General features: G+C 30.9%; 9 protein-coding genes and 1 pseudogene. 3 read left to right on the forward strand and 7 right to left on the reverse strand.

The features are described 5' to 3' along the window. Position 1 precedes the first annotated feature (1 nt). Positions 2–841: a ModD protein gene (gene modD, locus A9G11_RS03905; protein ID WP_065618215.1), complete on the forward strand. Its 840-nt coding sequence runs from the start codon at positions 2–4 to the stop codon at positions 839–841. Positions 842–1,338: 497 nt separating this feature from the next. On the opposite strand, the gene A9G11_RS03910 is transcribed toward modD, so the two are convergent. Beyond that, a complete protein-coding gene (locus tag A9G11_RS03910) occupies positions 1,339–1,719 on the reverse strand; it encodes a VOC family protein (RefSeq protein WP_065618216.1) in 381 nt (126 codons plus the stop codon). Positions 1,720–1,842: 123 nt separating this feature from the next. On the opposite strand from A9G11_RS03910, the gene A9G11_RS03915 reads away from it, so the two are divergent. After that, positions 1,843–2,796, forward strand: coding sequence for a helix-turn-helix transcriptional regulator (locus tag A9G11_RS03915; protein ID WP_065618217.1), 954 nt, complete (start codon positions 1,843–1,845; stop codon positions 2,794–2,796). 164 nt (positions 2,797–2,960) lie between these two features. Here the strand turns inward: A9G11_RS03915 and A9G11_RS03920 are convergent, their stop codons facing one another. The 5 genes from A9G11_RS03920 to A9G11_RS03940 form a co-directional block, all read right to left on the reverse strand. Next, positions 2,961–4,739 (reverse strand): UvrD-helicase domain-containing protein, encoded by a 1,779-nt coding sequence (locus A9G11_RS03920; protein ID WP_065618218.1) that lies wholly within the window; start codon positions 4,737–4,739, stop codon positions 2,961–2,963. Further along, the gene (locus tag A9G11_RS03925; protein WP_065618219.1) at positions 4,732–6,744 is read right to left on the reverse strand and encodes an ATP-dependent nuclease; all 2,013 of its coding nucleotides are present in this window, start codon (positions 6,742–6,744) and stop codon (positions 4,732–4,734) included. Before A9G11_RS03925 ends, A9G11_RS03920 begins: the two co-directional genes overlap by 8 nt. 16 nt (positions 6,745–6,760) lie before the next feature. Next, a complete protein-coding gene (locus A9G11_RS03930; protein ID WP_065618220.1) occupies positions 6,761–7,540 on the reverse strand; it encodes a JAB domain-containing protein in 780 nt (259 codons plus the stop codon). Positions 7,541–7,816: 276 nt separating this feature from the next. Further along, positions 7,817–8,293, reverse strand: coding sequence for an SAM-dependent methyltransferase (locus A9G11_RS03935; protein WP_065618221.1), 477 nt, complete (start codon positions 8,291–8,293; stop codon positions 7,817–7,819). Between the two features lie 127 nt (positions 8,294–8,420). Then, a complete protein-coding gene (locus A9G11_RS03940) occupies positions 8,421–9,245 on the reverse strand; it encodes a MerR family transcriptional regulator (protein ID WP_065618222.1) in 825 nt (274 codons plus the stop codon). A gap of 201 nt (positions 9,246–9,446) precedes the next feature. On the opposite strand from A9G11_RS03940, the pseudogene A9G11_RS13965 reads away from it, so the two are divergent. Next, a pseudogene (locus A9G11_RS13965) lies at positions 9,447–9,617 on the forward strand (integrase core domain-containing protein); the annotation flags it as partial. A 266-nt stretch (positions 9,618–9,883) separates the two neighbouring features. Here the strand turns inward: A9G11_RS13965 and A9G11_RS03945 are convergent. Continuing rightward, positions 9,884–10,927, reverse strand: a complete 1,044-nt coding sequence (locus A9G11_RS03945; protein ID WP_065618223.1) for a hypothetical protein — start codon at positions 10,925–10,927, stop codon at positions 9,884–9,886. Positions 10,928–11,375 lie beyond the last annotated feature (448 nt).

Below are 11,375 nucleotides of genomic sequence, written 5' to 3' on the forward strand. Positions count from 1 at the left end.
TATGTTTCATTATGCTGACCAACAACTAGATCAATGGCTTTTAGATGATATTTCTGGAGGAGATATCACTACACGAGCCTTAGGAATAGAAAAGCGAACAGGGATAATGCAGTTTTCTTGCCGTTCACATTGTCGAGTAAGTGGTGCTTTCGTGGGGCTTAAGATGCTACAAAAGCTTGGTCTAAGCGCTAATATCTTGTGTGAAGATGGCTCAGATGCTAAACCCGGAATGCCTATTCTTCAGGCAGAAGGAAATGCAGAGGCACTTCATTTAGGGTGGAAAGCCGTACAAAATGTTTTGGAATGGAGTTGTGGTGTTGCGACTTACATGCATACGCTAATACAAAAAGGAAGATCTCATAATCCTCATTTACATATTGCCTGCACGAGAAAGTCAATTCCTGGTACCAAAGCCCTAGCAACAGCCAGTGTCGTTCATGGTGGTGGAATTATACACCGAGGTGGTACAGCAGAAACCATTTTGATGTTTGCTAATCATCGACGTTTTCTTAAAAATCCTGATAATTGGAATGCGAATATTCAACAATTAAAAGGCGCTGCTCCTGAAAAGAAAATTATTGTCGAAGTTGATTCGATGGATGAAGCCAAAGCAGCCATTTTAGCTAATCCAGATATCATCCAACTTGATAAATTTTCTCCGGAAGATATTGTAAAAGTAATTGAGTTAGCAAATGGGCGTTGCCTCATTTCAGCAGCAGGAGGAGTTAATCTAGAAAATATTGAAATGTACGCAGCTACTGGTGTTCCTCTTATCGTAACATCATCGCCTTATTATGCTAAAGCTGCAGATATTAAAGTAAAACTGCAACCAACAAATTAGCTAAGTTATAACAGCTGATAAATTGGATTTATGCTGATTAACACATTATCTTTCAATAAATTATTTGTAAGATTTATTAGTATTGCTGACAGTATGTGTCATTTACTCTTGAAGCATTGTCTATTCCACCATAATTATTAGCTTATTATTTTAAGTTGCTTCTTTAATTACACTTATTTTCAGCTAATAATTTTGGAATATCTTATCGGGTATGAACAATATAATATTGGTCATCTGTTGTTGCACTAATTCGCTCTATATCATCCCCCCCTATTATCACCTAAACCAGTCTAATAAGATTTGAACTACTAGTTTGATCACTTTTCTCAACATAGAAACCTTAAAGGTTCTCTAGCTAACCAATTGTATTTAAAACAAACTGATATAAATTAACTCCACCCAATAATCCAAATGGATCTTGAGTGGTAAAGTGTCCTATTTATGAATAGTAATACCTGAAGGTATTTATGAATCCCCTCTTTTTCCAAAATAATTTTTTATGCAAATTTTGATGTATCGGTGGCACAAACGCGAAGACGATGACCGTCAGGATCATTACCTACAAACGTATACCCAAATTCAAGTATTTGAGGTTCAAGTTCAATTTTCACGTCTAATTTTTTCCATGCGGCATAAATTTCATCAACATCATTTTTGGTTACATCACTAAATGACAACTCAAACCCACCATAATGATTAGGTGCTTTGGGTGTGATTTCAGCAGCCTCTTGTATGCCCAAAACAAAATTGTCATTTAATAAAAACACAGCAAAGCCGGGGTAAGTTTCAATGGGAGGTCGCCCCAGTATTTTTGTATAAAAATTTGCACTAACATTGGTATCCTTAACATAAATAATGGCGCTATTTGGTTTAAACATTTTTGTCTCCTTCATTTGATAAATAATATACACAACGTTTATTGTCTATATTATGATGAAGCATTACTGACAACTGTATGTCATATTTAAAATTCAATGTAATTTATTTTGCAAATGTAAAGTATGAAAATCAATCGAATCATTACTATCATCATGATACTGCTGCAAAGAGAAAAAGTAAGCGGTAAAGAACTAGCTGAAAAACTAAATGTATCATTGCGAACAATTTATCGAGATATACAAGTTATTGAGAGTGCTGGTATACCCATTATTACCTACACAGGAAATACTGGAGGGATCAGTATTTTAAAAAATTATAAAATTAGCAAAGGGTTATTCACTAAAGAAGATATAATCATTTTATTGAAAGGTCTAAATTTGTTAGATTCACCCGTTTTAAAAGAAAATGAAAATTCAATAACACTTGAAAAAATTAAAAGCTTTTTATCAGAACAAGAGCTTGATGAAATAGTAAATAATTTAAATCAACTTTCTATTGATTTATCATCTTGGTTTTCTAAACAAAATATTAATAAAAAAATAGCGATTATCAAGCTAGCGCTAAAAGAGCAACAAGTTTTATCTTGTGACTATCTGGCAGTTAAAAATAAACAAACCTCCCGTTTAATAGAGCCATACCAACTCATATTTAAGGAAAAAGAATGGTATTTACACGCTTTTTGTTTAAATAGAAATGACTTTCGTATCTTTAAATTATCAAAAATGTCTAATATTAGACAAACTAACACTAAATTCATTAGACAGACAATACCTGAAGCATTTTCTTCATTCAAACAGGATATTAAAAAAAGAATTTTTAAAATAAAATTATTAATAGACGAGTCCCTTTTAGAACGTATTTTAGATTATTGTGACGAAAAAGATATTAACCAATTGAATGATCAACAATACATTGTCAATTTTGACTTTATTGATGATGATTATGGTTATGGAATTTTATTGAGCTTAGGACATAAATGTATTTGCTTAGAGCCTGAATACGTACGTACAGAAATGATTCAACGCACTGAAAAAATGGCTCACTGTTACAGGACAAACAACAATTTATTTATGTAAAATTATGCAATCACATAAAATGATGTTACTTGAAAAATCACGTATAGATAGCAAATGCCATAATGAGTTGAAAAAATAAAAATATTAATGAAGTATAAATATAGTTAATAGCTAATGTTAACGTATTAACTTTATAAGGAATTTATATAATAGCTTAAATAAAGTTACTCATATAAATCATAGATATTATTTTTTCCAAAAAATATTTCTAATTGTTTTAAAGAGGTAAAAGATAATTGTTGAGTAAATAAAAGCACTAAATTAGTTTTTGCCCTAGAACAAGAAACATAAAATAAATTTCTATTCTTCTCATATAGATCTTTATTTTTTATTAAGTCATTATTGTTTGACCAAGTAAGAAATGAATCCCAGTTATATTTGTTCCAACCTCTGCCTAAGACAATTAAAACATTATCATATTCCTCTCCTTTAACCCCATGTTGTGTACTAAAAGGTGTCAAATTATCTATATAATTAAGAGCATTAATCACCTCTTGATAACTAATTGCAGACATATTTTTATAGGCTTTCTGGCTTGTTGACAACCCATCATCATCTATCTCTGGAAATGATTTTATAAAAAGATGCACTTGTTCTAGTTCATCTGGTAATTTTGGAAATGGTATGGGTTGATTCACAATTGTATCTACAACATCAAAAATATTTTTTTTTCTTGATTCTAGTAATTGTTGTAAATAGTTATTTAGCTTTGATTTATCGTTACTATTTTTCATTGCTGGAATGAATGAATTCCCTTGAACTGCAAACATTTCACCGTATTTTTTGTTTTGGTAGGCTAAACAGATTGGTTCTAATACAGTAGAAAAAAACTTTATAAATTTATTGTCTTTTTTTAATAAATCATCAGGGTATTTAAAACATTTAAGTAATGATTGATAACTGCCATATTTAGAAATAATATTATTCGTTAGCAATAAAATTTTTGTGTTATTTGCATCATCAAAATTCCAATTTAATTTTTCTTTTACCTTTTCTAAGGCATCTGTTGCCTCTTGTTCTGGTAGGTCATTAGTCCAGTGTCCTCCACGTTCACCCGTACGCCTTCTACCTTGAAAACCATTAGTATGAAAAATATTGATTACTCCAATACCGTCATTCTCACCAAACTGCGCCAAATCTGGTCTGATTTTATTTAAAGCCCTAATAATTGTTTTATTAGAGCGAAAGTTAGATTGTTTAGGAATTTTTTCTACATATGGTGATTCTATTTCACCTATGCCATCATCATAGATTTTTTGCCATGAATCCCCATAAAAACCAATGGTCGGCAATATGCTATTATTTTGTATTTCAGATAATAATACTTCTACTAATTCTTTATTTGTATCTTGATATTCATCGATCAAAATGAAAGGGTAAGCTGATTTTAACATTATTCTAAATTTCTCCTTTTTCAAAAAGAGAATGGAGAATGCGATAATATCATCATGATGTAAGATAATAACTTTATTTTTTGGATCTATTATTCTATTCGCCATAATAGTATATTGAATAGAGTAATTTTTTATGCCGTCAATGCTCCAAGATGAAGGGAATATTTCATCATTAATAGCTGCATATTTCAATTCCCAACGTTTTTTCCAATCATCAGAATTGATAACATAATTTCTGAGTTCTTTTTGGAATGCTTGGATTACAGACCAGAAAAAACTATGAATTGTATTAACTAACACTATTGAACAGTGTTTGATTTTATTTTCAATATTGTCTTTCGCTCTATTAGTATAAGTTATACATGCTATCTTTTTCCCTGCTCTTTTATATTCCTTTTCATTCTGTTGGATAAGAAATTTTAAAGTTTCTATTAAGGCATATGTTTTTCCCGCACCTGCGCCTGCTTCTAATACAAAAGAATGTTGTTGGGTTATTTTATTACAGACTTCCTCTTGAGCTTTTAGAGCAGCAATCTCAGCATTAGTCATTATGAGCTCCTTGCTTTTCTAACCAGATTAAGCCTTCTAAAATGTATTTAGGTATATTCCAAGTATCCTTTTCAAAAGCATATTCAAAAGCCAGTGCTATCTTTTTTTTACTACTCATATTTTTTGTTCGATTCCAGATTTCTTCTTCTAATTCAGTAAGTTCTGTTTTTGTAAGACCAAATAAATCTAAATTAGCAAGCATCAGAGCTGCTTCAAAGCTACGCCCACATGGAAAAGTATCTTTTTCTGCAATTTGATAGGCAATTCTTAGGTGTCCCCTTATTTTTTCGTCTTCTGAACGTGTAATGAGTTGACTAGGTAAATAATCATCTTCCTTTACTTCTTCAGTATTGAAGCTGAACCAGTTTTTTATACAAGGATTAGAAATAGTTGTTCCCTGACTTACACGGCAAGTTTTATCTGCTCCATCGATGGAATCAAGATCAGTAATAATTAATGTTGGTATGTGTAGAAAGTCAATTAAATTATAGAAAATATGTGCATATGCCCCTCCAACTTCTAAGACTGCAATATATTGACTAGAAAGTGAAGAAAGGGCTGTTTTCTGCTCAAATAAAGTAACTAACTTAGGAAATAATATTCTTTCTGTGTTTCCTTCAATTAGGATAAGTTTATCAGCGAAAAACAGATCACAGACAGTTAATGTTAAGTATTGCCTTAAAAACTTAATATTTTCTGGTGAATCAGAAAATATACTTAAGTCTTTAATTATTGACTTTCTATTTACATTATTATCATTGATAGCTTTAAAATAACGAATTTTTTGAAAGTTTTCCTTATTCGCTATATGTGATGAATGTGTTGTAATTATGAATTGAACAGGCCATTTATTACCATCCAAATAGGCTTTTTCCAGAGCAACTTTATATTTCAATAACATTTTTATAAATGTTTCCTGCATTTGAGGGTGAAAATAAGCTTCTGGTTCTTCTATAAAAATAAGATTAATTTCTGTTAACTTTTCATTGAATACATGGTTTTGTATGTATTCAACCATTTTAATACTAATTAACAATAAATTTCGCCTTCCTAGACCATTGTAATGCTCTGGAAATCGCATTCCATCATCACCTTGTAGATAAGACATGCTTAAGTGTGGAACAAAATTATCAATATTAAGGTTTACATCAACTGTAATATTTTCCACATGATCAGAACCAAAAGAAGCAATCTTAGGAATCATTTTATCTACTTCTTTTTGGGAGATATCTGTTAACTCTATTTGACTTTGATTAAGTGAATTTGTAAGTGCACTTTTTGATTTTTCTGTTTCAGGTCTATTAATTATTAACGATTTAATTACATTACCAATAGAATCTTTTTCATTTGTTTGATAATCACCTAAAGAACGTTGTGCGGAAATGAAATAACCACGCATTAAATTTGATAGTATGGTATAATCTAAAACTCTTACGTCAGATTTATCATTTGGGTTAATTGCGACAACACTCCAAGAATAATACTTAGGAAGTAGTTCAGATACTAAGTTAAAAAATATATTATTATCTTCATTTTTTATTATATGTTGATTGGCAACTGTTTGTAATATCTCTATGAATTCTAATAATTTGTCTGAGTCTGAAATTTGATAGACTGCTCTGATTTTAGCTATTGTTTCCTCTGTTTCTATATCTAAGATAAAAGGTAACAAAGAAACTGGATAGTTATCATGATTTTCAGAATAATCAATTACTATATCAATAATAATTTTAGGGAATTTTTTTGATAATGAAATAATTCTGTTAGATGATAATTTTTTTTTACAAAGAGCTATTTTTTTGAATAAATCAATACAACGAAGAGAAAAGTCACATAAAGCTAACTTTTTGGGTGTTTTATCAGAAAAAACATACCCCAATAAGTGAGTTAGGGAAGTTTTTCCACTATTATTTCTGCCTACTATTAAAGTGATATCTTTTTCTAACTTTATAGATACATCTTTTAGTAAACGGAAATTCTTAACTGTAATTTCTGATAAATACACTTTTGATGTTCTCCGATTATCTAGTTTTATTTATAATTTTCTCCACCTGTTTTGGAGTAATTTCCATAATCTTCGCGATACTTTCAATTCCAACGCCTTTTTCAAGCAGCGTGTTGACCATTGTTTGCTCTAGCTTTTCTCGGCGTTGCTTTTCGATTTGTTTTGCTTCACGTTCGGCTTTTGCTTGCTCTCTGGCTTCTCTAGCCTTTTCTTGCGCGGTTTTGGTTTTATCTTTTTCTAACCTAACTTTTTCCTTAGCGGTCTTCGTCTTATCGCGTTCAATCGCTAACTTCTCTTTAGCAATTCGCTTTTCTTCCTTTCTAATCTGCTCAACCACCTGATAAGTAGGCACATATTTAAGGCTTTTTTCTAACTCGTCCATTAAACCAGTTGCTCTAAAACTAGAATAATTAACAGGTGAAATAATTAGATGATCAACAAAGGTAATATTTAAAATACGTCCTACTTGAATTAAACGATCCGTTACTTCTTTATCGGCATCAGAAGGCTCTAGTCGTCCAGTAGGATGATTATGAACAGCAATAACGCGGGAAGCATTTTTCATAACCGCCACACGAAATACATTCATAGGTTCAATATCAACTGATCTATAAGTACCTAGAGCAATTAACTCAATATAAAGAATATATCCGGCTTCGTTCATGCCAATCATCCAGAAATGCTCTTTTTCTTGGTCAATTTTATTATCACGTAATAGAACACGTTGCATGATACTATATACATCATCAGCGCCTTCAATATAACGTTTATCATTTTTAGCTAGTTTGATATCCATTGAACATTAACAGTTAGAGGGAATTATGGAAAATATAACACAGAATATAATGTATTGTAAGTAAAGGGTATTAAGTAAAATAAGAGGATGTAATCATGCTAATACTTTTCAAGATTTTGATTTGGCATTGTTAACTTTTATTAATTAGCTATATTCAAGCAAATCACAGTTTAATAAAAACTAATATTTATTGGGTGAGCTATCTACGCCTTGAATGATACTTAGAATAAAAAACAAAACGTAGATTGATATCATATATATAATTTATCAAAGAGATTAAAAATTAAACTCATTCTGCCAATCAAAATCTGCTGATTCTTCTAAACTTTTAGGCCAGTGGCTACACCATTCTGGTACTTTAGGCTTTTCTATGCGATCTAGGCTTGGCGTATAAGGTTTGATATCAAGTACCGGTGAATCATTTTCTGCATCAATATAATTGATTTGAATAATCCCTGCATTGAAATCAATATTGAGTACTTGTACCGCGGTTAGCGCTATTGGGTTAGGACGCATAGGCGACCTTATAGCAAAAGTTCCCATTATCTCTGGTGATTTTTTATAGGGTTTGAGTAATTCAAGGATTTTTCGTGCTTTTTCATTATCTAAGTGATTAAACCACCAGATAACATTGATATGACTAAAACCGTTTAGTGCTTGTAAGGCTGGAATATATTCTGGCTCAAGTTTAATCAGCATTTCCTCATTGTTTATACTGATTTTACCAATCGTGTTTACTGTAAATTTTTGCATTGGCTATCTCCTTTCAGATAATTTTGTTTCACTTTTTACTCAGTTTAGAATCTTACATAGTGTGAGAGTCAAGCGTTAAAACCATTTTCTTTAGAGAAAGCCATTTTTGATTGAATAGTCTTTAGTTTTAGTTCGATTTGATTTTTTTGAGTGGAATTTGTATTTCAGTTAAGTAGTGATCGGGTGTCTTTTCATTCCATGGACCACGATGAACAATTTGTCTATTTTTGCCTGCCATTTGGTATTGATTATGTGTTTCTAACCAATTGGCAAAAGCGATAAATGCGTTGGCTATATTTTCAAAAGCACCATATACCATGGTGTAGCCCATAATGGGGACAGCCTCGGTGTTACGGTAAGTAAAATCATCAGTATTTTCTCTCATTTGTGCAACTGATACACAAATTTCAATATCAATGTCTTTTTCTCTATAATCCATATCATGATAAATAGTAAAACTGTTAGTTGGCGTGGGTAGATTATTTTTTCCGGTAAAATCTAACATTTCCTTCCACAATAAACCTTCGGCGTAATAGTCAGACACAACTCGGCGTAAAGAAAGTACGGGATAGCTTGGAATAGCTTTAATAGCAACATTATAATGTATCGTCATTTTTTCTTGTTTAATATCGCGTTTTGCTAGTTCAATTTTGGCTAATTTATTCTGTTCACGTTTAATGGTATTGAGAATTTCTGCTTGTTTATGATTAAGTTGATTGATAATAAACTCATCCGACCATTGATTAAGCGCAAGCGCAATATCCGAGATACTAAATCCTAAATCCCTTAGAAATATGATTTTATTTAATGTGGTAATTTGTTCAGCAGAATATTTTCTATAGTGGGTAAACGGATCAATTGCTATTGGTTTTAATAAACCTGTTTCATCATAATAGCGAAGCATACGAATAGAGACTTGTGTCAGTTTAGAAAACTCACCTATCTTGAACATGCCTATCGCTCCTTCACTAAAAGGTTGAATTATAGACTATTGATATCGTAAGTAAAATAGATTGTTTTTATTGAAATAACTTAGACTAATGCTCTTTATTTATATCATAAAAGAGACTTTTCACTTTTTATCACGGTATAGACTCCTGAATAATTTTTACAAACTAGCTAATTTCTATTTTAAAATGGCTATATCAAATGATTTAATCGTACTTATCGAACAGAAGTATTGGATTTATATTTTTTTAACCACCTGAAACAGGTAAGGAAAATAACTGAGGAGTGGTTAACCATTAATAATACCGAAAGACCTTATGAGGTATTAAATCATATGATGCCGATTGAATATAAAACACTAAAAAACTCAGAGTAATTTTCTACATAAATTGTGTACTAAGAATGGGGTATTTACATGACGAAAATAACCATGCAATTAATACCTGTCTTGATATTTGAGATATATTATTACAATCAGATATATTTTCCGTAGACAGTGTAATGAATCAACTGGATAAAGGGTTGCTAAGTTAACGTTATAATAAAAACAATGTATTACTATTTTCTATTTTTTAATTTCAAATTCCAGAATGTTCAATCTTAAAATAGCTCAATTGTGTTTAACCATAATTAATTAAAACTTTAGTGCCGACAGTCACATCGCGGTACAAAAAATTGGTGTTGTGGATGAATAAATTGAAACAGAGGTCGACAACTAAATGCTTCGCTACTAAAATCAAAGATTACTGAAGGTTCGTTTTTTAAAATTCTTCCTGTCCATTGGTATATTTCCTCATCGTCTGCTGAAGTAGTCAACGGTAGCAGCATCCCTCCTTCACCATAGCCATGAACCACGTTAGTCAATATATTTGAGTTGGCATCTAAAATAATTAAATGTCTTATATATGTTTCATTATTGGATGGATTTTGATAGTTTTGTATAAAAAATCGTAGCCCATTCGCCTCAGCCATATAATTATCACCTTTTAGTAATTTTTCAGGGTTCCACACGGGCATAAGTGAGGTGATCTCATCGTCACTTTCAAGAACGGGAAACTCTTTCTTATTAATTTTATGCCAAAATAATGGTGTTAAGGGTTGTTGTGCAAAAGGATTTTCTTTACCAATGTACACAATAGCTGTTGAGTAATTTTCAAATAAATTTGTTTCCAACTTAAAACCAAACATATAAGCGGCCAATTCATAAGGTTCATATCCATGATAATAAGTATTTACGACAGCAAAGGTATTTAGCCAACTAATAGGAAATGACTTGAGATCATTTTTTATATAATCATAGATAAATACCGTATCATCTTCAGATATGCCTATTAGTTCAAGTAACTTAGCTCGGTATGAACCCGTCAGTAAATATTGTTCCTTTTTATAATTATTTCTTTCACCGCTTGGAATTAAAAAGATGCTCTCTTGATTTTTGTCATTATATAAATAAAGATCATCAGATAATGATATAAAATCAAATTCAGGTTCGCCTTTAATATAGTCAACAGTGGTAAGTGAATATATGCGAATATCTTCCCGATAATGACCATCTTCCCATTCTCGTAGTTTATTACCGCCAAGCGATGCCGCATAACTTTCAAAACAGTTTGATACTAAAGCAAAAATTATAAATAAAAAACATACTATTTTGTTTTTCACTTGTTTATCTGTTCCTTTAACCATGCTATTTCTTTCGCCCTAATAAGAGATATCATTTTACGTCCTTATAAATCAATAATAGCACACAAATAGAACTATACTTTATTAGTCTTTTGGCAACTTTCTACTTTTCTAAGTGCTTTCTAATTTACATACTATTTACCCCTTCTATTGATAAAGTAAAAAATTAATAATAAAATTAAAAAATTATTTTCTTCAATAGGTTATTAATTTCATAAAGGTTGATATAGCAATCGATATCATAGAAACTAAAGTCTATTTTGGTTTAGCAATAAATTTATTTTTTAAGATTTGATACGTTTCGTATGCAAGGAATAACGCTAAACCAGCAAAATAAGTTAAGAAATATAAAACACTAACGTCTATCAACTGGCATGTTTTACTTGGTTATTGAATTTAAAACGTCAAATGAGTTAGATAATCGTTAGCATGTAGATTAAAATTATTTTGG

Origin of the sequence: Gilliamella sp. wkB108, from assembly GCF_001690195.1 — a bacterium.
Classification (GTDB): Bacteria; Pseudomonadota; Gammaproteobacteria; order Enterobacterales; family Orbaceae; genus Gilliamella; species Gilliamella apicola_L.

What these genes read in the sequence shown, in the direction of transcription:
- A9G11_RS03945 (WP_065618223.1), bottom strand. Translation starts at nt 10,927, where the DNA reads ATGGTTAAAGGAACAGATAAACAAGTGAAAAACAAAATAGTATGTTTT.
- modD (WP_065618215.1), top strand. Translation starts at nt 2, where the DNA reads ATGTTTCATTATGCTGACCAACAACTAGATCAATGGCTTTTAGATGAT.
- A9G11_RS03920 (WP_065618218.1), bottom strand. Translation starts at nt 4,739, where the DNA reads ATGACTAATGCTGAGATTGCTGCTCTAAAAGCTCAAGAGGAAGTCTGT.
- A9G11_RS03910 (WP_065618216.1), bottom strand. Translation starts at nt 1,719, where the DNA reads ATGTTTAAACCAAATAGCGCCATTATTTATGTTAAGGATACCAATGTT.
- A9G11_RS03915 (WP_065618217.1), top strand. Translation starts at nt 1,843, where the DNA reads ATGAAAATCAATCGAATCATTACTATCATCATGATACTGCTGCAAAGA.
- A9G11_RS03935 (WP_065618221.1), bottom strand. Translation starts at nt 8,293, where the DNA reads ATGCAAAAATTTACAGTAAACACGATTGGTAAAATCAGTATAAACAAT.
- A9G11_RS03940 (WP_065618222.1), bottom strand. Translation starts at nt 9,245, where the DNA reads ATGTTCAAGATAGGTGAGTTTTCTAAACTGACACAAGTCTCTATTCGT.
- A9G11_RS03930 (WP_065618220.1), bottom strand. Translation starts at nt 7,540, where the DNA reads ATGGATATCAAACTAGCTAAAAATGATAAACGTTATATTGAAGGCGCT.